This window comes from Actinomycetota bacterium (assembly GCA_030684515.1).
Lineage (GTDB): Bacteria > Actinomycetota > Actinomycetes > S36-B12 > S36-B12 > UBA11398.
In genome coordinates this window covers 112,698-135,152 of record JAUXVJ010000031.1, presented here as the reverse complement: position 1 = coordinate 135,152, position 22,455 = coordinate 112,698, and the positions used below count along the sequence as shown (strand labels likewise).

Sequence of the window (22,455 nt, the reverse complement as noted above, 5' to 3'; positions counted from 1 at the left end):
CCCATCCGTGGATGGGGGCTTTCGCATGTCCACAACTCAGCTGGTGGCGTAACCGCCATTGACCGGGATGGTCTGACCCGTGACCCAGCCGGCCTCCTCTGAGGCCAGCCACAACACCGCCGGAGCGATGTCGGTCCAGGTGCCAAGGCGCTTGGTGGCGTAATTGCGGGCCATCTTGGCCTGCGCCTCTTCACTGAATGCTCCAGGTGCTCCAAAAGTGCCCAGTGAAATCGAATTGCAGTTGACGCCGAACCGGCTGTACTCATTGGCCAAGGACTTCATGAAGGCCATGCCCATTGCCTTCGCAGCGCCGTACACCGCGACTCCAGGATCACCGATGCGACCGCCTTCGGAGACGATAGTGATGACACGTCCCCAGCCCCGCTCGATCATGCCCGGGAGCATCACGTAGCAGGTGTTGAAGGTGCCATAGCCGTTGAGATCCACCTGACGATGCCAAGTTGCCGGATCGGTATCCAGGAACCTCTCCAAGGTCATTCCGCCCGCGGGGATGCCAGCGTTGTTCACCAGAATGTCGACGCCGCTGCCGATCGCTGACTCAGCATCATCCTTGGCCGCGCGCAGGGCTTCCAAGTCAGAGATATCTGCGATTGCCGTCGTTGCCCTGCCTCCTGCCGCCCTCAGTTCTTCGGCAACGGCATCCGCGCGTTCGGCAAACAGGTCATTGAGAATCACGGCGGCGCCTTGGCTTGAGAGCGTGCGAGCGATTTGCGCACCCAGACCCTGTCCGGCTCCGGTGATGAAAGCAGTGCGCCCAGTGAGGTCAAACATTCCAACTCCTGTCACTACTGTCGCGACCGCCCGCATCGTGACCCTAGAGGCCACGACCCGTCAATGGGAGCAGATTGTCAGGAAGGATCGCGCGAGGACGTGAGCAGGACCAATCGCTCAAGTGCCAGCATCTTCTGCTCAGGGTCAAGGCTGGTGCCCTCTCCGACTCCGCCCTTTGCTGCGCCATCGGCATCGCTGAGCGCAACGGCAGCAGCAGCCAGTCTTCGTTGATCTCCGCTCCATGCCGACCATTGATGGCGAAGGGCTTTGACCTTCCACGGCGGCACACCAGCCTCGCGCGCGGCCTCCACGTCAGATGCGCCTGGGCCAGCCGCAGCAACGCGCACGATCGAGCGCAAGCCAGCCGCCATTGCCATCACCATCGGAACTGACAGGTCACCCGAGTCACGCATGGCCCAACGCAATGAACGCAGGGCGTCGGCGGGCCGTCGCTCCCACACTGCATCGGACACCGCGAAGCCGGTGACGCCGGTGATGCCGGCGAAATACTCGCTGACTTCGTCGCGGCCGATCGGATCGGCTTCAATGTCGGCAACGAGTTGCGAGATCGCTCCAATGAGCAGCCGAAGATCCTGTCCGACTGCATCAATGAGGGCGCTCATCGCGTCGTCGGTCATCACCCGCTTGTACGACGCCACATCCTTGGCGAGATATCCACGCAGTTCGCGGCCCTTGAGCTGAGCGCAGACAAGCTGCTCGGCGCCGGCCTTCTTCAATTCGTCGAGCAGGTTCTTGCCCTTGACTCCGCCAGGATGCGTGAGCACCAACCAAGCGTGATCTGGAGTCGAACGCGCAAACTCGCGCAGAGCAGCATCGACATCATCAGTGGCCTGATCGACGCCAGTAACCACCACGGCAGTGCTGTCGCCGAAGAGATTGGGCGACGAGGCTTCGCGAAGCATGCTGGCCGCATCCTCGCCGTTTGCCGCGATCGTGCTCACCTGCAAATCGCCTTCGACCGCTCGCAACTGCGCAAGGGTGTCGCGCACCACTCGGTCAACGAGCAAGGGTTCGTTGCCGTAGGCGATGGTGATCCGTTGGACGACGCTCTTGGCCATGATGTTGCCAGCATCCCATGCGGGTACACCCCAACCCCTCTCCGGTATGAGAGCAGTCCACTGCGAATCACATTCGCACGTGAACCAATGGGTGAACATTGAGTTGTCAGCAGGTCAATATCGAATTCGTCAAGCAGACAGCGGTCCAGGCGCCAGTAGTCTCCGATCTATTGCCCATCACAATTCAGGAGGCAACATGACAAGTCAGGCGCTTTATCCTGATCAAAGGCTCGTACAGCGCCTGGCAGAACCCACGCAGGAGGAACTCGACTCACTCGACGCGTGGTGGCGCGCCAACAACTACCTGACTGTCGGTCAGATCTACTTGTTGGCAAACCCCTTGCTCAGCGAATCCTTGAGCGACGAGGACATCAAGCCTCGCCTCCTTGGACACTGGGGAACAAGCCCTGGCCTTTCATTCATATATGCGCACGCTTCTCGACTGATTAAGGCCACGGCCCAGGAGATGATCTACCTGACCGGTCCCGGGCATGGAGGGCCAGCACTTGTCGCCGCCAGCTACTTGGAGGGCAGCTACACAGAGCGATTCCCCGAGGTCAGTCAAGACATCGAGGGGATGCGCCGGCTCTTCCGTCAATTCTCAGCTCCGGGCGGCATCCCCAGTCACGTCTCCGTAACCACTCCAGGTTCAATCCATGAGGGTGGCGAACTGGGGTACGTCCTTGTTCATGCCTTCGGCTCGGTCATGGACAACCCTGATCTCATCACATTGGCCGTGGTCGGTGACGGGGAAGCAGAGACAGGCCCACTGGAGGGCTCTTGGAAGGGGATCTCATTCCTCAACCCGGAGCGAGACGGGGCGGTGCTGCCAATCCTGCACATGAATGGCGCGAAAATAGCCGGGCCGACTGTGCTTGCTCGCAAGGACCCTGCCGAGGTGCGATCCCTGATGCAAGGGCACGGCTACGAGGTCATCGAGGTCGAAGGCTCAGATCTGCCAGGCATGCACAACCGCTTCGCTGCCGCCCTTGCTCAGGCGTGGTCAAGTATCCGATCCATCCAGGCTTCGGCCCGAGGCGGCGACTGGGACTGGACTCGGCCACGCTGGCCAATGATCATCCTTCGCAGCCCAAAGGGCTGGACGGGGCCGGACAAGGTCGACGGTATCCAGATGCTCGGCACTTGGCGCGCTCATCAGGTGCCGCTGTCGGGAGTCAAGAACAATCCGGAGCATCTGGAGATTCTCGAGTCATGGATGAGGTCCTACCGGCCTGAGGAGCTGTTCGACGAACACGGAGCACCCTCCGAGCTCGTGCTGCGAGCCAACCCCGATGGCGACCTGCGCATGAGTGCGAGCCCGCATGCAAACGGAGGCATACTCACGCGCGATCTGGAGATGCCGGACTTCCGCGACTACGCGATAGATGTGCCCAACCCTGCGACGATCCGGGCGGAGTCCACGCGCAAGTTGGGCGAACTCATGCGGGATATCTACCGCGGCAACAGCGACAGGTTTCGGCTCTTCTGCCCTGACGAGACCAACAGCAACCGGCTGGGCGCCGTCTTTGAGGCGAGCGACCGCGCCTTTGCCGAGCGCGTCATCCCAGAGGATGTCGCGCTTTCGCGCAACGGCCGGGTCATGGAAGTCCTATCTGAGCACAACTGCCATGGCTGGCTTGAGGGGTACACCCTGACAGGTCGTCACGGATGGTTTGCAACCTACGAAGCCTTCGCAATGGTGTCCGCCTCACAAACGATTCAGCACAGCAAGTGGCTGCAGGAGGCTCAACACCTCCCTTGGCGAGCACCGGTTCCCAGTCTGAACATCCTCTTGACATCGACAGCGTGGCGAAACGACCACAACGGCTTCAGCCACCAAGGCCCTGGCCTAATCCAGAACGTCCTGACGTCACGCGGCAACATCGGCCGCATCTATCTACCTCCGGATGCCAACACTTTGCTCTCAGTTGCTGATCACTGCATGCGTTCTCGTGACTACGTCAATCTGGTCGTGATCGACAAGCAACCGCAGTTGCAATGGCTCACCATGGACGAGGCCATCGAACACTGCACGCGCGGAGCCGGCGTGTGGGATTGGGCTGGTACAGACGATGGCTTTGACGATCCCGACATCGTTCTGGCTTGCGCTGGCGATGTCGTGACGATGGAGACGATTGCTGCCGCCGACATTCTCCGCGAGCACATCCCACACCTGCGAACACGCGTGGTCAATGTCGTGGACCTCATGACGCTCACCCGAGTGCGGGACCATCCGCATGGGATGGATGAGACGCTGTTCGAGGAGCTGTTCACAGACGACGTGAATGTCATTTTCGCGTTCCACGGCTATCCCGGTGCGATCCACCAACTTGTCCACGGACGCCCCGACGCAGACCGCTTCCGGGTGCGCGGATTCATTGAGGAAGGCACCACCACCACACCATTTGACATGGTCGTGCGCAATCGCGTCTCGCGATACCACCTCGTCATGGACGCGCTTAACAACGCTCGAAGGACACCGTCCGGTAGTAGCGATCTGAAGGCTTGGTGCGAACAGAAGCTCGCCGAGCACTCGCAGTATGTCGTGGAGCATCTTCAGGACATGCCGGATATCGAGGACTGGTCACTGGCACACCGAGCAACAGGTGGCTGAATTGTCTACGGCGGATCCGCTTGTCCTTGCATTCAACAGCGGCAGCTCCTCGGTCAAATTCGCCTTGCTCGACCCTGTGACGGGCACGAGAACCGTTGAGGGGCTTGCGGCCCGTGTGGGTGCTCCAGAGGTGTCCATCCAACTGAAGCGCGACAAGGAGTCAGCCAGCGTGAGTGTGCCCAGCCAAGCCGGGCACATGCAAGTCATTGAAGCCATGATCCACGCGATGTCCGAGTCCGAGCGGGGCACAATCAGCGTGATCGGTCATCGCATTGTGCATGGAGGCGGCCGCTTCACCGAGTCGGTCCGAATCGACGATGCGGTGCTGGCGGGAATCGCCGAAGTTGCCGACCTTGCTCCCCTCCACATCGCGGGAGCCCTTGCAGGTATCCATGCCACGCGAGCGCAATTGCCCGGTATCTCCGACGTTGCAGTGTTCGACACAGCTTTCCACCGCACTCTCCCTCCGCGGGCATACCGCTATGCAGTACCGCGTGCTTGGTTCCATGACCATGGCCTGCGCAAGTTCGGTTTTCACGGCATCAGCCACAGCTATGTCGCGACCAGGGCCGCGCTGTTGCTCGGGCGGGATTTGCAGGAACTGCACGTGGTGACTGTCCACCTTGGCAATGGCTGCAGTGCCTGCGCAATTCGAGAAGGCATATCAGTCGATACAAGCATGGGCATGACGCCCTTAGAAGGTCTGGTGATGGGGACGAGAAGCGGAGATATCGACCCCGGGTCACTGGCGTTTATCGGTCATCGCCTTGGCTTGGACCTCGACGGCGTCACTTCTGAACTCACCAATGCCAGCGGTCTGTTAGGTCTATCAGGAATCAGCCAGGACATGCGACAAGTCGTGGAAGCTGCGGAAACTGGTTCTGCTGATGCCTTGCTCGCGTTGGATGTATTCGCCTATCGAGCAGCGAAGTCGGTGTGCGCGATGGCGGCTGCGCTGGATCGCGTGGACGCAGTCGTGTTCACTGGCGGAATAGGTGAGCACTCGCCAATCGTCCGCAGCAAGATCATGCATCACCTCAAGGTCATGGGTGTTGCAGAGGATGCTTTGGCAAACATGAACCACGGCATCAACGGCAGCGGACGGATCAGCATCCCTGGATCCACATCCGTGCTGGTGGTACCCACCGACGAGGAGCTCCTCATCGCCAGAGATGCCTCGGCCCTCGTCGATTGAGCATCGACACCTAGCGTTTGAAGGCCACAACACCCAAATTGCCCTCGGCATCCTTGGACACCGCGATCGAGCCTTGCAGATCTGTCCGCCACACCTCTGCTCCTGATTTCTGCCATTGCTCGATAGCAGAGGCAGCCGGGTGGCCGTAGTCATTGCCCAGCCCGGCACTGACCACGGCCAACCTGGCCCCGGTCCACTCGGCGAAATCCGGATGCTGGAAGCGGCTGCCGTGATGCGGGAGTTTGGCGATATCGGCAGCCATGCCGGGGTGCTGCGCCATCAAGGCGGATTGCGCTTCTGGCTCGATATCGCCGGGAAGCAGTATGCGAAGGCCATCCACAACGACGAGCACAACCACGCTTGCGTTGTTCGGGATCGAGCCTGCACTGATGACTCTGCTGGGCCACAGCACCTGCCACGACACCGACCCGACTTGGTGAGTGTCGCCGGGGTGCACGTCCTTCAGGGTGACCCCGCGATCGGCCAGTTCGCGCGCGACCAACCGAGCCTGGTCTCGTGGATCCTTGGTAGGCGTCGCGAACGCGGCTCCAACTGCCCTGCTACGCACCGCACCACTGAGCCCGCCCACGTGATCGGCATGAAAGTGCGTCAGCAGAACGACATCCAAGGTGGTGACGCCCAATCGCTGCAGGCAGCGATCGACATCGCGACCATCGAGTCCGGTGTCAATCAACATTGCCGAGTGCTGGCCCGTGCGAACCACGAGCGCATCGCCTTGGCCGACATCACACGCGACAAAGACCCAATGGTCCATTGGCCAACCGCGTGGAGATACCAGCCAAGGAACGAGCAAGGCGAGCGCAAGGCCCACAGCGATGAGTCCAAAACGCAAGCTCCGTGGACTGCCGCGCGGAAACTGCCGGCGCATGAACGATCGCGCGAGCCCAGCTGCTCCGAGAAGGCCGATTGCGAGCGCAGCACCGAGCAAGCCCGATGGCCACGGGACTGTTGCAAACGGCAGCGCAGCCATAGCGAAGGCGACGCTGGCGATCCACGATGCGAACCATGAGGCGATCAATCCGATGAGCACCGCCAGCGGTGGCACGAGAGCGCCCAGAGCCGCAGTCACCAGTCCGAGCACCGTGATGATGGGCACTACCGGCATGGCGAGCAGGTTTGCGGGGATTCCTGCGAGGCCAACAGTGCTCCCCATCGCAATGATGATCGGCACGGTTGCAAGCTGTGCCGTCAGCGTGACTGCAAGTCCCTCAAGCAGTGGCGGCGGCCAAGAGGGCAGGCGGGCCTGGAGCCACCGCAGCATCAGCGGCGACCACAGGATTAATCCGCCGGTGGCGGCAACTGAGAGTGCGAAAGCCCACGAGACTGCCAGTTCCGGCGCGATCACAATGAGCAGTGCTATGCAGCTCGCCAACACTCCTGTGCCGCGGCGCTGTCCACCTGTGAGCAGTCCAACAAGCACAACGGCGCCCATCACCGAGGCCCGCAGCACACTTGGCTGGGGACGCACCAGCACCACGAACCAAGCCAACGCAACAAGGCAGGACAGCACTTGAAGGCTCAGTCGCAATCGACACCATCGCGCCAAGGCCATGACCAGCGCGATGATCACCGCGACATTCCCGCCCGAGACTGCTGTGAGATGTGACAGGCCTGCTGTTCGCATCGCCTGCCCGAGTTCGGGAGTTTGCAGCGATTGGTCTCCAATGGCCAGTCCTGCCACGAGCGACGCGGCATCAGCGGGACGACTGCTGACTGACGAGAGCAGACCCGAACGCAGTGTGTTGGCAACGTGGTCAACCAAACCCGGACCACTGACAACGTCAATCTGACCCTGTGCCCGAATGAATCCGGCGAATGCCGGCAACTCTCCCGGTGCAATCACCCCTCGCAGACGCACGTGCGAGCCGATCGATGGTGGCAACTGACGACTGATGACCTGCATTGGCAGCTCGACCTGCCATGAGCGTCCACCCGCGCTCAACGTCGAAGACGCGAGTTGGAATGAGTACTCCGGCTCGAGTTGCCAAATCCGTGAACGCTCCGAAACAAGCAGACGCCCTTGGCTTTCGACGATCCCTGTCACGACAACAGGGCTGTTCTCCACGGCCAGAGTCTTGAGCGGATCGGCGAGCATCGGGAGGAGGTGGATTGCGGCGGCCAACACGCCGATAGCCGCGCCTACCACCACAGCAAGGATGCGTGACGACCTCCAGGTGCGAAAGCGCCATCCTGCGAATGCGGCCAAGGTGAGAGTGAGCAGTGCAAGTGCCAAGGACAAGCGCGCGAACTGCTCACCATCAAATTCGCGTGAAGTTACGAGGAGCTCACACGCAAGTGCTGAGAGCCAGAGGCAGACGGCCGGAATCAGAAGTCGCGACACACTCACATCTGCACGTGTGCACGCAGTTGCCCCAGGAGAGCTGTGCCGATACCCGACACCTCGTCGAGTTGATCCACAGTCCGGAAGGGGCCGTACTCAGTGCGGTAGTCCAGAATGCGTTGGGCCAGCACCGGGCCAACTCCCGGCAGCGCTTCGAACTGTTGAAGGGTTCCCGAATTCAGACTGACCTTGCCAGCCGTGGATCCGCTGGCCAGCGCGCCAGAGGCGTTCACTTGAATCTGCTCACCATCCACGACCAGCCGAGCCAGGTTGACTGAACTTTCGGCCTTGGGCGAGACCGTTCCACCCGCCGCCTTCAATGCATCAGCTACCCGACTGCCCGTCGACAGGCGCACCACACCCGGCTTGCGGACCGCGCCAATCACATGCACAAGCAGCGCGGAGTCGCCCGGCGCTGCCGTGGCTATTGCCGTGGACTTGGAGACCACGTGATCAGCGATCGGCGCGACGGACTGCGTCCTGCCCTGCCACCACATCCAGCCGACAAGCAGAAATGCCATTGAGGCAAGCAGCAGCAGAACGCGCCAAGAACGCCGATCCAAGCCTGGCAGGCGTGGATCCTCGGCCGAGCTGGACGGGAGTTGCAGTGGGGCTTCGGAGGTGCGCGCTGGCTGCCATTGCTGAGCAAGTCGCTCAAGACGCTCATGGATGGCAGGTGGAACGGAAGGCACAACGGAAAACTAGGAAGCGCTGGCGAATGCGGACCACTGCACCAGGCTCGATGTGGACGAAGTCAGGCGAATGCAGTGATGGTGCATAGCGCGGCAGTGTTCAGTGATGGACGAGATACCTTGGCCCCAACCTCAAGGAGGAGCAGTGACCGATCAGCTTTTGGAAGGCTTGCGCGTCCTGGATCTTTCGCTTTGGCAGCCCGGTCACTATGCGACACAGCTGATGGCGGACCTGGGCGCTGAGGTGACCAAGATCGAGCCGCCAGGGGGTGAACGCGAAAGAGCGGTACTGGATCGCCACATCAATTTCAACGGCCGCAAGGCAAGCGTGGTGCTGAATCTGAAAAAGGACGAGGACCGTGCGCGACTGATGGAGTTGGTAGCCAGCGCCGAAGTCGTGCTTGAGGGCTACCGACCGGGTGTCGCGGCGCGCTTAGGGGTGAGCTTCGAGCAACTCCAGGCTGTGAATCCCGCCATTGTGCTGTGCTCGATCTCTGGCTTTGGTCAAAGCGGGCCGCTCGCCGCCGAAACAGGCCACGAGCAGAACTATCAGGCGTACGCGGGTGCGATGACTGTGCGGACGGGCCAATCGCCGATTGCCCCGGGAGTGCTCGTCGGCGATCAAGGCTCCGGGATGGCAGCCGCATTCGCCATCCTCGCGGCTGTTCTTTGCGCGCGGCGCACAGGCGTTGGAGAGCACATTGATGTCTCCATGACAGATCTGATGGCCTCGTGGGTCGCGCCCCTAGGCGCCGTGGATGCGCGACGTCCGGGCCTGCAAGCGCACGACGGACAAGGTGGCAGCCCCGGGATGGGAACCTTCCGCACGGCAGATGATCAGTGGATTGTTCTTGGCATCTACAGCGAAGACCATTTCTGGGACGCGCTGTGTCGCGAGCTCGGCCTTGATGATCACATCGGCTTGACCATGGCTGAGCGCAGCGCCCAAAGCCAGACCTTGGCTGCGAATATCGCTGAAACCATTGCCCAACACAATTGCCTGGAACTTCTGGATCAACTTCGTCGAGCTTCTGTGCCCATCGCCCCTGTGCTGACTCGGCAGCAGATGCTTGAGCATCCGCATTTCCGTGAGCGGGGCACGCTCACCATCGGCCCCGATGGCTACCTGACGCTAGGACACCCCATCAGATATCGGGTGCACCCTGCACTGGCGCCAGGATCGCCGCCCGAGCTGGGCGAGAATCCATTCTCCTGATCACCTCAGTTCCATTCGAGGGATCACGGCAAGGGCCCGCCCCGGAATCTCGTGAACGAGGAAATCGGCCTCGTACACACAGGCCAAAGTCTCAGTCGTCAGCACTTCACTGGGGGCTCCAACGGCAACCAGCGTCCCGTCCTTGAGGATGACAATGCGATCAGCGATCTGACTTGCGAGGGTGAGATCGTGCAGCACCACGAGTGCGCCGCCACCCGCGTCCGCGTGCACGCGAAGACCTCGCATCACCATGAGCTGGTGCTTCACATCCAAGGCTGCAGTCGGCTCATCCAAGATCAGCAAGGGCGTGGTCTGTGCCATCGTGCGCGCAATGGCCACCCGCGCCTGCTCACCCCCCGAGAGCGCCTGAACTGGGCGAACAGCCAGATGCGTGACATCGGATGAGTGCAAAGCCTCGCTGATGACTCGGGCATCATCTGACTGACTGACGGCATTGCGCCAGGGCTCGCGTGCCATCGACACGACTTCACGCACGGTGAATCCGAAGGCCACTGCTGATTGCTGGGTGAGCACTGCCCGCAGTCGCGCCTGCTCGCGCAGAGTCAGCTCCAGGATGCTGGTGTCGCCAAGGCACACGCACCCGGCAGTCGGTTCCAGATCACCAGTGATGGCCGAGATGAGTGATGACTTGCCAGCCCCATTTGGACCGATGACGACCACCACCTCTCGTGCAGCAACACTGAGACTCACTTCGCTGATCACTGTGCGTGGACCCCGTTTGACGACCAGATCGCGAACTTCCAGCAGCGGTGTCATGCCCATGCACCTCGGCGCCCATGTTCACGCCGCAGCAGGTAGAAGAACGCGGGCGCTCCGATCAGCCCGGTGATCACGCCGAGTGGGATCTCGCGCGGCGCCGCGACCGTGCGCGAGATCAGATCTGCCACCACGATCAGCAAGGAGCCGGCCAACGCGGATGAAATCAGCAAGCGCATGTGACTTGGGCCGACCACGAGTCGCATTGCATGCGGAATCACCAGCCCGACAAAGGCGATGATGCCGGCCACTGCAACAGCGGCAGCAGTCAGCAGAGCGGTGACGATGATGGCCAATTGCCGATTCCGATTGACGTTGAGTCCAAGGAATTGAGCGTTGCGCTCACCAAGCGACAGGAGATCCAAAGGTCGAGCAAGAATGGGAATCGCCAACGCGCCCAAGACGGCGACCGGCAACACCGTCAGCACTGCGGTCCAGGTGGCTGCCGAAAGACTGCCAAGATTCCAGAAGGTGATGCTGCGCAATTGTGCATCGTCCGAAACACTCATCAGCAGACCGATGATCGCTCCGGCCATAGCGTTCACCGCAATACCGGTGAGCAACAAGGTCAGCACCTCGGATCGCCCTTGGAAGCGCGCCAGAAAGTACACAGCGGCGGTAACGAGCAAGCCGCCAACAAAGGCCGCAAGTGGCAGCACCCAGAAGCCAATTGCCGTTGCGCCAAGAACAATCGCCGCCACCGCACCGACTGCCGCACCCGAGGAGACACCGACCAGGCCAGGCTCGGCAAGTGGATTGGCGAACACCCCCTGCATGATCACCCCCGCGGTCGCCAAGCAGGCACCAATCAGGATGGCCAAGGCCACCCGCGGCAATCTGATCTGCCACAGGACTTCATGCTGCAACTGGCCCGAAGTCGAGGTTCCTTTGCCGAACAGCGAAGGCAGGAATTCAGCCAGCGGAATCGGGAGTGCCCCAAGCAGGCCCGACGTGACAATTGCCAGCCCCAATGCAACGGCAAGCATTGGAATCACCCAGCGACTTTTGTGGTGAACCTGGATCTGCGGTTCAGCAATCGCGGTCGTTGTCATGATGCTGCCGGTGATGCCGCCACCATTGCGTTGAGCTGGGCAACGATTCCGTCGAGCATCCCTGTGGTGCGCGGCCCAAAGCTCAGCAGTTCACCATCAGGAACAGACACCACTCGTGTGTTCCTGCCGGCCGGTGTCTGCGCGACTCCAGGCAACTTGAGCAGCCCGTCAATCCCGCCGACCGAAGTCAAGCCCTTCTCCATCACCAGGATCACATCTGGTGCACTGGCAACAAGTGCCTCGGGGGTGAGTGGCGTGAAGGCTGCGAAGCCGGCCTTGGTGCCGGCATCGACGCCACCGATGGCCTGGATGAGTGAATCAGCACCACTGCCTTTGCCACCCATCAGATACACAGCTGCCGTACCACGCAGGTACAGGAAGGCAACCGTCAGTGGCTGATCGAGAGTGGACGTCCTGCCCCCGAGCGCTTGGGAGAGCACAGGAAGTGCACTGGGCATGCCAAGAGCGGTGGTCAGCAACTGGGCGCGCGGGATCGCCTCGGCGATTGACCAGACTTCAGGAAGGATGACAACCGGCACGCCAACTGCACGCAGCGCGGCAATGGCTTCTGGCGGACCTGACTGAGTGTCGGCCAGGATGAGAGTTGGATTCAAAGCGAGCACACCTTCCGCACTCACATCATGTCCTTGAGAGACAAGCGGGATATTTTCAGTACCGGCAAAGTCCGACGTCACATCGCGCCCGACAACGTTGCCGTGAAGACCCATGGCGAACAGAAGTTCGGTGACTCCCCCGCTGAGCGAGACAATGCGAGATAGATCTGTGACGGTGACCCTGGCGCCGGTGGCATCTGTGACGGTGACAGGCAGCACGGAGCTGGTGTCGACTTCCAGGTAGGGGATGGGTCCGGCGGTCGCGACGATGGGCTGACCAGGACTCGGCGCCTGCATCGCAGCATTGGCACCAGTGCATCCAGCGAGCAGAAGCACTGCACCGAGGCCTATCACCAACTGTCGGGGAGCTCTCATGTCGTGGGCCGGAATTCGATGCTGGCAAACATCGCCGAGTTGAACGAGAAAGCCCGCATCACCTCCTGCACGAACGCATCCTTTTGCTGAGAGGTCAACGGCAGAGCGTCCATGGCAGATCGATAACTCTTCTTGAACGCCGGAATCGAGTCGATGTCGAATTCGTAGAAGGCCAAGCCTTGTTCTGGCGTGAGAGCCAGATTCGCGCGCAGTGCCGAACCCAGGATGCGACCGCCAGAGAGATCACCCATGTAGCGCGTGTAGTGGTGTGCGAGCAGACCAAGGGGCCATGACTGCGCGACTTCTGCTATTCGATTCGCATACGCCCTGGTGGCTGCAGTTGGGGGATCCTCCTGCACGCCGAGCGCCAACAAGTCACGTGCGATCGACTCGCGACGATCAAGTCGAGCATCGAACACGGTGCTGAACTCGGGCATCTCACGGCGAAGTTCGGCACCTGCATCAAGGGCTTCATATACCCAGCGCAGCTGGCCAAGCAGCGCTGCATATTCGCCAATACTGACCTGACCGGTGGCAATTGCCGTCATCAGTGAACTGCTTTCGGCCTCCTCGTGGACCTCACGTGACTGCTCGCGAATGAGGGTCGAAATGGGAGTCATGCGTCTTCTCCTTGGCTGGGTGCTCGAAAGTCAGGACTTGACAAGCGATGGTTAGGTGAGGCTAGCCTTATGATCACTTATTAGGCAAGCCTTACCTTAGAAGGGATGCAATGAGCGCCGGTAGCCACCCCCGAACAGCCGCAGTTGTCACGACCACGCTCCTGGCTGCGACCTTGGTCGCCAGCGCGAGCCTCCCTGCACTCGCGGCCACCGCGGCTCCCAGGAAGAGCCCGTCAATGACCGTCAGTGCCACGACGAAGGTGAAATCCGGTCAGGCGGTCAAGGTTCGCGGCAGCGGATTCGATACGAGCAAAGGCATCTACGTCGCCTTCTGCGTCGCACCAAAGCCAGGCCTCGCCCCCACCCCCTGCGGCGGAGCGCCGGGCAGTGAATCCGTGTCGAGCGCGGTCTGGATCTCCTCGAATCCACCCTCATATGGAAAGAGCATGACCACACCATTCGGCAAGGGCGGCACTTTCGCCGTGCCGATCACTGTCACCTCGATGATCGGTGAAATTGACTGCCGAGTCACGAGGTGCGGCATCGCTGCTCGCGCAGACCACCGTCGCAGCCAAGACCGATCTCAAGATGTCTTCATCCCGGTGACTTTCGGATGAGCGACGGTTGGATCACTGACGACGTCGTTGCGGCCGTCTGCGCTCACATGAATCAGGACCATGCCGCCGAGACTCTCGCGATGGCGCAGGCCGTTGCCGACAACATCGTCTCCGCCCACTGCTCAGGACTGGATGCGCATTCTCTGCGCATCTCAGCAGTGACAGGTGACGACATCAACGTCTCACTGCGCATCGCGTGGATTCGACCACTCGCTGCCCGAGCGGACATCCGCCTTCAAGTCGTTGAGCTCTATCACGACCTCGCACATCCGTCGACCGGCGAACACATCAACCAAGGAGAAGCACATTGAAGAGCACCATCACACACAGCAAGCGAACCATGGGCGCTGCACTTCTGGCGACCGCGCTAGTGACACCGCTCGCTGCATTGAGCGTGCCCGCGGCGCAGGCAGTTGACGCCAAGACCGCAACCGCCAACAGTGCTGCAGTATCGAATGCCTCCCTTACTTGGAAGATCAGCGACTGCGCATTCACTGCCTGCGGCAGTCTGACCCAAGCACAATCGGTGTCGGGCAATGTCACCAAGGCCGCTGATGGCTTCAAGTTCACGGGCGGCACCGGCACTATCGATCAATTGACCGGCGCTCTTTCCATCGCCTACACAGGCAGTGCAACGATCGGCAATACCAACCAAGGCGGCTTCTCAGTGACGTTGACGGATCCCGTCATCACCGTTGATGCACAAGGTTCCGGATCGTTGGCGGCAGATGCCAGCTTCAAGACTTCACCGACCGCAACTCCCACGACTGCCAACGACGTCATCGTGGTGAGCTTGCCCAAGGTCACGCCATCGACCAGCTTCATCGTGACTCCCCCATGGGATGGCGTAGGCGTGCCCGCCGTGCCCGCGCCTGTGGACGGCAAGCAGTTCGCCCCGTCATTCATGAGCGTGGTGCCCGATGCGCTCAAGGGATTCTTCTGGGCCACCGGCACGACCGGTTCCAACCTGACCAAGGCCCCGAGCCCGGTCACTGTGCAGTACGAGCGAGTGTGGAAGCCAACACTCATCGTGCGACCAATGGCTGTGAAGAATGCCAAGACCGTGACGACGTTGAACGTCGTTGGTGTCGGATTTGATCCGAGCAAGGCGAACCCGGCCGTTCAGGGTCTGTACCTTGCCTTCGGACCCAATGCCGCCACAACGCCTAACGGCTACAAGGCCATCGGTGGATACGGCGCGAGCAATTACGTGTCATCCGGGCCAGACGCGCTGGGTCGCTTCGTCTCATCGCTGAAGGTCACAGGCCTGTACAAGACAGAGTCCGGCACTGTGGTCAATGGCGCAAAGCAGGTCGTGGGCGTGAACTCATGGGCTGCGCACACTCACGCGATTACCAATTGGGATGCATTCACGCAGGTGAAGTTCGCCAAGTAGCGCAAGGAAGTTGAAGGGGTCACGCCGGCAGACGTGGCCCCTTCTGCCTATGCGGGGACGATATTGACGAGCTTGGGTGCACGCACGATGACTGCGCGCAGTTCTTGCCCCTGCAGGATCTCAGCAACAGAAGCCAGGGCGAGTTCACGCAAGGCATCTTCGGTGATCTCTGGCGACACCTCAAGACGTTCGCGCACCTTGCCGGCGATCTGCACGACGCAGATGACCGAATCCTCAACAAGCAATGCCGGTTCGACTGCAGGCCAACCGGCAAGAGCAACGGCCGGTTCATGGCCAAGTCGCATCCACATGTCTTCAGCTGTGTACGGCGCAACGAGCGACAAGATAACGGCCACGGCCTCAGTGGCTTCACGCACTGCTGGGTCAGCAGCACCTGGACCACTGTCGATTGCCTTGCGAGTGACGTTCACCAGTTCCATCGCTCGCGCAATGGCAACGTTGAAGCGGAAGCTTTCGACTGCGTGCTCGGCATCGTGGATTGCCTTGTGTGTGGCCTTGCGCAGCGCAAGGTCGCCCGTGGTCACATCGACTCCTGGCGCACTTGTGACATCTCTGGACAGACGCCAAGCGCGCGCGAGGAATCTCTTGGAACCACCCGGGGACACATCGGCCCAGTCGACATCGTCTTCAGGCGGACCTGCAAAGACCATCGTGAGGCGGATCGCGTCGACACCATGATCGTTCAGCTCATCTGAGAGCTTGACCAGATTGCCGCGGCTCTTGCTCATCGCTGAGCCGTCCATGACGACCATGCCCTGATTCAGCAAGCGGGTGAAGGGCTCAGTGAAGTCCAGCAGCTCCATATCGTGCAGCACCTTGGTGAAGAAACGGCTGTAGAGCAGATGCAGGATTGCGTGCGTGACGCCACCGACATATTGATCCACCGGCAACCACTTGCGCACCTCTTCGGGGTCGAACATCGCAGCGTTGTTGTGCGGGTTCACATAGCGCAGGAAGTACCAGGACGAATCAAAGAAGGTGTCCATCGTGTCGGTGTCGCGCACCGCCTCCCCGCCACACTTGGGGCACGGCACATGCGACCACTCGGTAGCAGCACCAAGTGGGGATGTGCCCTTGGGCTTCAGATCAAGACCCTCGGCGGACGGCAGTTTCACCGGCAGTTGATCCAGTGGAACCGGAACTTCTCCACAGCTCGGGCAGTGAATGATCGGGATGGGCGTGCCCCAGTAGCGCTGACGGGAGATCAGCCAGTCACGCAAGCGGTAGTTCACCGCTTCCTTGCCAGTGCCTCGTTCGGCGAGGATGGCAATGATGGCGTCGATCGCCTCCTGCTTGCCCAGCCCGTCCAGCGGACCAGAGTTCACATGCAGGCCATCGTCTGCGGTTGCAAGGCCGGTGACCGCAGGATCCTCACCAGCATCCACCACCATGCGCACAGGCAACTTGAAGGTTCTCGCGAAATCAAGGTCTCGTTGATCATGCGCAGGGACGGCCATGATCGCGCCGGTGCCGTAGTCAGCGAGCACGTAGTCCGAAGCCCAGATCGGGATGCGCTCACCGTTGACCGGGTTTATTGCATAGCGCTCGAGAAACACGCCGGTCTTTGCGCGACTTGAGTCAAGACGATCCATCTCGCTGCTCTGCTTGACCTCGTCGAGGTATGTGGCAAAGGCCGGTTCAGCTGTGGTTCCGGCCGCAAGCTCGGCTGCCAGATCAGAGTCGGCCGCGACCACGAAGAAGGTTGCGCCAAACAAGGTGTCGGGTCGTGTGGTGTACACCGTGACGGGCTCGTCGCGACCCTCGATTTCGAAGGCCACTTCAGCACCTGTGGACTTCCCGATCCAGTTGCGCTGCATCAGCAGCACTTTCTCGGGCCAACCGGCTTCCAGCTGACTCATGTCATCAAGCAGGCGATCGGCGTAGTCAGTAATGCGCAGGTACCACTGCGTCAGCTTCTTCTTCGTGACAACCGCATCGCAACGCTCGCACAGCCCACCGACGACCTGCTCATTGGCCAGCACAGTCTGGTCGTTCGGGCACCAGTTGACGGCGCTGTCCTTGCGGTAGGCCAGGCCACGTTCAAACATCTGCAGGAAGAACCACTGGTTCCAGTGGTAGTACTCAGGATCGCAGGTGTTGAACACCCGATCCCAGTCAAAGGAGCAGGCGTATCGACGCATCGAGACTTTCTGCTGCTCGATGTTCTCGTAGGTCCAGTCCACCGGATCCGAGCCGCGCTTGATCGCCGCATTTTCTGCAGGCAGCCCAAAGGCATCCCAGCCGATTGGGTGCATGACGTTGAATCCCTTTTGCACCCAGTAGCGGGCAACTACATCGCCAAGCGCGTAGGCCTCGGCATGTCCCATATGGAGGTCACCGGATGGGTACGGAAACATGTCGAGCACGTACTTCTTTGGTCGCGGATCATCGGCGAGACCTGACCGGAACGGCGCGAGCTCATCCCAGACAGGCAGCCACCGCTCCTGGATCGTTTCGAAGTCATACCCAGCCGGTTCAGAGGCTTGATCTGTTGCGGAATTCGGCACGGGGGTCTGCTCATTCATGGGAGCGCAAGCCTACTGCGGGCCTTGCGGGCCCTCAGAACTCCTCATTCAGGAATCTGGACCCCATGCGGGAACCCAGCTGCAACATAGGCCTCATAGATCTGTTGCCAGTGCGCTCCGGCATCGCCATGCGGACCGTCAGCGTGGCCCTGACTCAGCAGGACCTCCAGTTGGCCTAGGCACACCTGCCATCCAGCGGCATTGCGAGCAGCTTCTTTGCGTGAGCCCAGCAGATTCGACAGTCGAAAGCGAGTTCGCGAGAGGGTCAGCATCTCTACCGAGAACCGCAATTCGTTGTCGCCCCACGTGAAGCCAAGGGCTCGCTGGGCTTCGAGCTTCAGGACAATCCCCTTGAGATCCTTGATCTCTGGGTCCCCGCTGAAGTCGACGACTCCGCCCACGAACGGGTCAAAGGTCAGAGTCGAGGGAAACCACTGCTGCAGTTGTTGCGTATCGGTCACTGCTTCCCAGACTCGCTGCGCGGAGTAATCAAGGTCCAATTCAAACTGCACAGCCGGACGACCATCGATCGTCAGGAAATTTGCCCTTTGCATCTGCACACCTTCCACTGGCTGCTTCCAATTCATGTCCGGAGAACTGCCGGGCGCACAGTCACGACACAATTCTCGCGTGCTGCACATGCCCGGGACTGATATTTCAAAGATCAGCCGCCCTGCCGCTATTCGCGTCGGACTGGTCATCGGGGCGCTCGTGGCATTCAGCATCCACGTCGACAATCCATTTCTGGCCCTGCCCCTGGCTTTTGGTGCTTTGGCTTCTGGACTGTCCGAGGCAGGAGAGGAATTCGGGCGGCGTTGGCGCACGATGCTGTGGACGACCCTGTGGCTGATGGTCAGTGTCGGCGTCGCGGGAATGCTCTCGGAGACACTGTGGCTCGGGATCATCGCGACCGCCATCGTTGCGCTGATCGCCGGCTACAGCGGAACCGCTGGGCCGCGTGCCGCGATAGGTGGGCTGCTCGCGCTCGTCCAATTCACAGTCTTTCTCGGGATTCCCGACTCGCCACATGGGGCGATCCAGAATGCACTCGCCATTGGGCTTGGCGGAATCATCCAGGCGTGCGTGACCATCATCGTCGGTGTCGCCAGTCATCCGCGCGAACTGGGCATCACCGTTCAGAAGGTGCCATCACTGTGGCCGCAGATCAGACCGCATCTGGTCTGGAACGACCGCTTCACGCGCCATGCACTGCGACTGTCAGTCACGGTCACCATCGCCACGATGCTCTCGAACATCGGATCGCTGCCCGATCAGTACTGGCTGCCCATGACAGTTGCCTGGATGACCAGACCCGATCACGACGGCACAACCACTCGCATCGCGCAGCGCATCGTTGGCACGCTCGTTGGCCTGTTGCTCTTGGCATTCCTGATTGAGATTCTGCATGTGCACGGGCAGTGGATCTCAGTCATCTGCATGCTGGCGGCTGCTCTGTGCGTGGCATACATGAATGCCAACTACGCGATAGCCGTCGTCGGCGTGACCTCTCTGATCGTCCCGCTGCTCATTCTGAGCGGTCAGCCCAGCGGTGAAACCCTGGAGTTGCGCATGGCCGCCACCGTCTTGGCAGGCATCATGGCTTGGGCTTCGCTGTTCCTGTGGCCGTTGAAGGATGCAAAGACCTAAAGACGTGCGAAGGCTTCTTCCAGCACGCTCAACGCATCACGCAGCAAGGCATCGGTGATCACGAGAGGTGGCAGGAAGCGAATCACGTTGTTGAGTGTGCCCGCAGTCAACAGCAGCACGCCCTGACTCTGGCAGTACTGAATGATCGACGTCACCGCTTCAGCATTCGGTTGCTTTGAACCGGGGTAGACAAGTTCGATCGCCTGCATTGCCCCCCGCCCACGTACTTCACCGATGACCGGGAAACGGTCGGCGAGCGCCAGCAATGAGGACTGCAAAATCACGCCGATCTCGTTTGCGCGAGCCACCAGATGCTCTTCTTCGATGGTCTCAAAGGTGCCAAGCGCAGCCGCACAGGCAACAGGGTTGCCGCCGTAGGTGCCTCCAAGACCACCCGCATGCACCGAATCCATGATCTCGGCGCGACCCGTGACTGCCGCAAGCGGCAATCCACCAGCGATGCCCTTGGCCATCACGATCAGATCTGGGACGACATCCTCATCATCGCAGGCAAACAGATCCCCGGTACGAGCGAAGCCTGACTGCACTTCATCGGCAATGAAGACGATGCCATTCTGCGCTGCATAGTCAGCAAGACCAGGCAGGAAGCCCTTTGGCGGCACGATGAATCCGCCTTCTCCTTGGATCGGCTCGATCAGAATCGCTGCAACGTTCTGAGCACCGATCTCCTTCTCGATCTTCTGCGTCACAAGGTCAAGGGCGTCGGTGGTGATTGTTGCCGGGTCGCCGATCCACCGGAAGGGATAGGGCATAGGCATCCGGTAGATCTCATTGGCAAAGGGGCCAAAGCCATCCTTGTACGGAATGTTCTTGGCCGTGAGTGCCATGGTCAGATTCGTGCGACCGTGAAACGCGTGCTCGAAGACCACAACTGCCTGTCGCTTGGTGAAGTGACGCGCAATCTTCACTGCGTTCTCAACAGCCTCCGCGCCGGAATTCACAAGCAGGCTCTTCTTCGGGTTGTCACCGGGCGTGATCCGGTTGAGGACTTCGCACACCTCGATATAGCCGAGGTATGGAGCCACGGTGAAGCAGGTGTGCGTGAAGGACTGCACCTGATCGATGACGCGATCAACAACACGCGTAGCAGAGTTGCCGATATTGGTGACACCGATGCCTGAGCCAAGATCGATGATGCAATTGCCATCGAGGTCTTGAAGAATTGCATCATGTGCTCGCGCGATGACGACTGGAATCGCGATGCCAAGCCCAGCAGAAGTTGCGGCAGTTCGACGTTTCAGCGCCTCGAGGGATTTTGGTCCTGGAATCGCCGTTACCAGGCGACGTTCTTGCACGAGGGTGGTCTCAACCGTCATGCGCAAATAGTAGGCCTTCGCCCGGGAGTGCTTTCCGCGGCAAGTTAGGCTCCCCAAGTGAGCCAATTGCGCGACAGCGCTCCCTTGCTCGACGCCTATCTCTCATACTTCGAAACCAAGCACACGCCCTTCACCATCCCTGGACACAAGCAGCAGGCAACACGGCTGGACGCCGGGCTTGGTCAGGTCGTTGATGTCGACACACCCCTCTATGGCGGGCTCGATGAGGTCAAGCTCACAGGTCAGATACTGAAACAGGCAGAGGCTCTCGCAGCACGTCTCTGGGGTGGCGATTTCGCTCGCTTTTCCACCGGTGGTTCCACGCACGCCAATCAAGCGGTGATCTTTGCCCTCGGCAAGCCAGGTGATCGTGTGGCAGTGACCCGCACTGCGCATCGATCTGTGCTCAGCGCTTTGGTACTCGCTGGGCTCAAGCCCATCTGGATGTCACCCGACATCAGCCACAGTTCCGGTGTTCCGACCGGCATTGCTCTGGAGACTCTGCAGGCTGCGCTCGACCAGAAGCCGATTGCCGTATTGCTGACCGAGCCCGGCTATCTCGGCACGATGTCTGACCTCAGGTCATTGATCGATCTCGCCCATCTGCACCACACACCCGTCATCGTCGATGCGGCATGGGGGGCGCACTACGGATTCCATCCCTCGCTGCCGCAGCATGCAATGCAACTTGGCGCAGATGCCTTGATCACGAGCATGCACAAAGCAATGCCGGGCTACAGCGCCTCTGCCCTGCTCGTTGCTCGCACGACCTACTTGAATGCCGATCGACTCGAGCATGGATTTGAAACCACACACACCACTTCACCCGCCGGGGCGCCTTTGGCGTCGATCGATGGCTGCCGCGCGCTGTTGGAAACTCGAGGCGAAGAGCTGCTGGACCAACTGCTGGTCAACGTCGCACTGTTCAAGGCCAGAGTTCAGGCCGAGTTCGCCCCGCAACTCTTTTCCAACGCCCGGGATTTCGCAGATCATCGATTTGACCCAGCCAAGCTGGTGCTGCGCGCCAACGAACTCGGCACTACGGGCATCGCAATTGAGCAGGCCCTGCTGAAGCACGGCATTCGCATCGAGATGGCCGATCAGGACACCGTGATCTTTCTTGCAACCATTGCCGACAACGCTGAGGACTTTGCGACCCTCGGCGATGCGCTCATCCCGATCCTCAAGGACTTGCAGTCCGAGCCACGTGCCAGCGCAACAGCACTGAGCTGGTCGGTCGTGCCAGAAATCGGCATCTCATTGCGGGACGCCTACTTTGCCGATACTGAGACCGTTACCAGCGAGCAGGCGGTGGGTCGCATCTCAGCGGACCTGATCGCTCCCTACCCCCCTGGTGTTGCCGTCGTGGCTCCAGGAGAGATCCTGACGGCAGCAATCGTTGAAGGACTGACAGCCTCACGGACAGCGGGCGTACGCATTGCCTATGCCACTGACCCAAGCCTGCAGTCCTACCGAGTTGTCGCTTCTCAGTAGTCGGAATCTCAGTTCAGGCAAGGAGATCGC

General features: G+C 60.7%; 19 protein-coding genes. 8 read left to right on the top strand and 11 right to left on the bottom strand.

The genetic code is table 11. The annotated features are described in order from the left end of the window. Positions 1–36: 36 nt before the first annotated feature. Both Q8M73_13055 and Q8M73_13050 read right to left on the bottom strand, forming a co-directional pair. Positions 37–792, bottom strand: a complete 756-nt coding sequence (locus Q8M73_13055; GenBank protein ID MDP2289477.1) for an SDR family NAD(P)-dependent oxidoreductase — start codon at positions 790–792, stop codon at positions 37–39. A gap of 77 nt (positions 793–869) precedes the next feature. Further along, positions 870–1,871, bottom strand: a complete 1,002-nt coding sequence (locus Q8M73_13050) for a DNA polymerase III subunit delta (GenBank protein ID MDP2289476.1) — start codon at positions 1,869–1,871, stop codon at positions 870–872. A gap of 196 nt (positions 1,872–2,067) precedes the next feature. Between Q8M73_13050 and Q8M73_13045 the strand changes: the two genes are divergently transcribed. After that, positions 2,068–4,485, top strand: coding sequence for a phosphoketolase family protein (locus Q8M73_13045; GenBank protein MDP2289475.1), 2,418 nt, complete (start codon positions 2,068–2,070; stop codon positions 4,483–4,485). Then, on the top strand, positions 4,478–5,680 hold the full coding sequence (locus Q8M73_13040) for an acetate kinase (protein ID MDP2289474.1): 1,203 nt from the start codon (positions 4,478–4,480) through the stop codon (positions 5,678–5,680). The genes Q8M73_13045 and Q8M73_13040 overlap by 8 nt, the downstream gene beginning before the upstream one ends. Before the next feature lie 10 nt (positions 5,681–5,690). Here Q8M73_13040 and Q8M73_13035 read toward each other — a convergent pair whose 3' ends face one another. Both Q8M73_13035 and Q8M73_13030 read right to left on the bottom strand, forming a co-directional pair. Continuing rightward, entirely contained in the window at positions 5,691–8,048 is a 2,358-nt protein-coding gene (locus Q8M73_13035) for a DNA internalization-related competence protein ComEC/Rec2 (GenBank protein MDP2289473.1), read from the bottom strand. Next, positions 8,045–8,734, bottom strand: coding sequence for a ComEA family DNA-binding protein (locus tag Q8M73_13030; GenBank protein MDP2289472.1), 690 nt, complete (start codon positions 8,732–8,734; stop codon positions 8,045–8,047). Before Q8M73_13030 ends, Q8M73_13035 begins: the two co-directional genes overlap by 4 nt. Positions 8,735–8,879: 145 nt before the next feature. Here Q8M73_13030 and Q8M73_13025 point away from each other — a divergent pair, with 145 nt between their 5' ends. Beyond that, positions 8,880–9,950, top strand: a complete 1,071-nt coding sequence (locus Q8M73_13025) for a CoA transferase (protein ID MDP2289471.1) — start codon at positions 8,880–8,882, stop codon at positions 9,948–9,950. On the opposite strand, the gene Q8M73_13020 is transcribed toward Q8M73_13025, so the two are convergent. Genes Q8M73_13020 through Q8M73_13005 form a run of 4 tightly spaced genes read right to left on the bottom strand, consistent with a single transcriptional unit; the run spans position 9,951 to position 13,388 of the window. Next, a complete protein-coding gene (locus tag Q8M73_13020) occupies positions 9,951–10,727 on the bottom strand; it encodes a heme ABC transporter ATP-binding protein (GenBank protein MDP2289470.1) in 777 nt (258 codons plus the stop codon). Next, positions 10,724–11,779 carry an iron ABC transporter permease gene (locus Q8M73_13015; protein MDP2289469.1) on the bottom strand — a complete coding sequence of 352 codons (1,056 nt, stop codon included), beginning with the start codon at positions 11,777–11,779 and terminating at the stop codon, positions 10,724–10,726. Before Q8M73_13015 ends, Q8M73_13020 begins: the two co-directional genes overlap by 4 nt. After that, positions 11,776–12,768, bottom strand: a complete 993-nt coding sequence (locus Q8M73_13010) for an ABC transporter substrate-binding protein (GenBank protein ID MDP2289468.1) — start codon at positions 12,766–12,768, stop codon at positions 11,776–11,778. Before Q8M73_13010 ends, Q8M73_13015 begins: the two co-directional genes overlap by 4 nt. Beyond that, entirely contained in the window at positions 12,765–13,388 is a 624-nt protein-coding gene (locus Q8M73_13005) for a biliverdin-producing heme oxygenase (GenBank protein MDP2289467.1), read from the bottom strand. The genes Q8M73_13010 and Q8M73_13005 overlap by 4 nt, the downstream gene beginning before the upstream one ends. Positions 13,389–13,498: 110 nt before the next feature. Here Q8M73_13005 and Q8M73_13000 point away from each other — a divergent pair, with 110 nt between their 5' ends. Genes Q8M73_13000 through Q8M73_12990 form a run of 3 tightly spaced genes read left to right on the top strand, consistent with a single transcriptional unit; the run spans position 13,499 to position 15,401 of the window. Continuing rightward, positions 13,499–14,005, top strand: a complete 507-nt coding sequence (locus Q8M73_13000; protein MDP2289466.1) for a hypothetical protein — start codon at positions 13,499–13,501, stop codon at positions 14,003–14,005. Next, entirely contained in the window at positions 14,002–14,316 is a 315-nt protein-coding gene (locus Q8M73_12995; GenBank protein ID MDP2289465.1) for a DUF2470 domain-containing protein, read from the top strand. The genes Q8M73_13000 and Q8M73_12995 overlap by 4 nt, the downstream gene beginning before the upstream one ends. Continuing rightward, the gene (locus Q8M73_12990) at positions 14,313–15,401 is read left to right on the top strand and encodes an HtaA domain-containing protein (GenBank protein ID MDP2289464.1); all 1,089 of its coding nucleotides are present in this window, start codon (positions 14,313–14,315) and stop codon (positions 15,399–15,401) included. Before Q8M73_12995 ends, Q8M73_12990 begins: the two co-directional genes overlap by 4 nt. 47 nt (positions 15,402–15,448) lie before the next feature. Here the strand turns inward: Q8M73_12990 and leuS are convergent, their stop codons facing one another. Beyond that, entirely contained in the window at positions 15,449–17,947 is a 2,499-nt protein-coding gene (leuS, locus tag Q8M73_12985) for a leucine--tRNA ligase (GenBank protein ID MDP2289463.1), read from the bottom strand. A 44-nt stretch (positions 17,948–17,991) separates the two neighbouring features. Then, positions 17,992–18,501 (bottom strand): SRPBCC domain-containing protein, encoded by a 510-nt coding sequence (locus Q8M73_12980; protein MDP2289462.1) that lies wholly within the window; start codon positions 18,499–18,501, stop codon positions 17,992–17,994. An 85-nt stretch (positions 18,502–18,586) separates the two neighbouring features. Between Q8M73_12980 and Q8M73_12975 the strand changes: the two genes are divergently transcribed. Beyond that, a complete protein-coding gene (locus Q8M73_12975; GenBank protein ID MDP2289461.1) occupies positions 18,587–19,594 on the top strand; it encodes an FUSC family protein in 1,008 nt (335 codons plus the stop codon). Here Q8M73_12975 and gabT read toward each other — a convergent pair. Continuing rightward, on the bottom strand, positions 19,591–20,931 hold the full coding sequence (gabT, locus tag Q8M73_12970; GenBank protein ID MDP2289460.1) for a 4-aminobutyrate--2-oxoglutarate transaminase: 1,341 nt from the start codon (positions 20,929–20,931) through the stop codon (positions 19,591–19,593). The two genes, Q8M73_12975 and gabT, sit on opposite strands and share 4 nt — an antisense overlap. Before the next feature lie 57 nt (positions 20,932–20,988). Here gabT and Q8M73_12965 point away from each other — a divergent pair, with 57 nt between their 5' ends. After that, positions 20,989–22,425, top strand: a complete 1,437-nt coding sequence (locus Q8M73_12965) for an aminotransferase class V-fold PLP-dependent enzyme (GenBank protein ID MDP2289459.1) — start codon at positions 20,989–20,991, stop codon at positions 22,423–22,425. The last annotated feature ends 30 nt before the right edge of the window (positions 22,426–22,455 follow it).

What these genes read in the sequence shown, in the direction of transcription:
- Q8M73_13055 (MDP2289477.1), bottom strand. Translation starts at nt 792, where the DNA reads ATGTTTGACCTCACTGGGCGCACTGCTTTCATCACCGGAGCCGGACAG.
- Q8M73_13050 (MDP2289476.1), bottom strand. Translation starts at nt 1,871, where the DNA reads ATGGCCAAGAGCGTCGTCCAACGGATCACCATCGCCTACGGCAACGAA.
- Q8M73_13045 (MDP2289475.1), top strand. Translation starts at nt 2,068, where the DNA reads ATGACAAGTCAGGCGCTTTATCCTGATCAAAGGCTCGTACAGCGCCTG.
- Q8M73_13020 (MDP2289470.1), bottom strand. Translation starts at nt 10,727, where the DNA reads ATGACACCGCTGCTGGAAGTTCGCGATCTGGTCGTCAAACGGGGTCCA.
- Q8M73_13015 (MDP2289469.1), bottom strand. Translation starts at nt 11,779, where the DNA reads ATGACAACGACCGCGATTGCTGAACCGCAGATCCAGGTTCACCACAAA.
- Q8M73_13010 (MDP2289468.1), bottom strand. Translation starts at nt 12,768, where the DNA reads ATGAGAGCTCCCCGACAGTTGGTGATAGGCCTCGGTGCAGTGCTTCTG.
- Q8M73_13005 (MDP2289467.1), bottom strand. Translation starts at nt 13,388, where the DNA reads ATGACTCCCATTTCGACCCTCATTCGCGAGCAGTCACGTGAGGTCCAC.
- Q8M73_13000 (MDP2289466.1), top strand. Translation starts at nt 13,499, where the DNA reads ATGAGCGCCGGTAGCCACCCCCGAACAGCCGCAGTTGTCACGACCACG.
- Q8M73_12995 (MDP2289465.1), top strand. Translation starts at nt 14,002, where the DNA reads ATGAGCGACGGTTGGATCACTGACGACGTCGTTGCGGCCGTCTGCGCT.
- leuS (MDP2289463.1), bottom strand. Translation starts at nt 17,947, where the DNA reads ATGAATGAGCAGACCCCCGTGCCGAATTCCGCAACAGATCAAGCCTCT.
- Q8M73_12980 (MDP2289462.1), bottom strand. Translation starts at nt 18,501, where the DNA reads ATGCAAAGGGCAAATTTCCTGACGATCGATGGTCGTCCGGCTGTGCAG.
- Q8M73_12975 (MDP2289461.1), top strand. Translation starts at nt 18,587, where the DNA reads ATGCCCGGGACTGATATTTCAAAGATCAGCCGCCCTGCCGCTATTCGC.
- gabT (MDP2289460.1), bottom strand. Translation starts at nt 20,931, where the DNA reads ATGACGGTTGAGACCACCCTCGTGCAAGAACGTCGCCTGGTAACGGCG.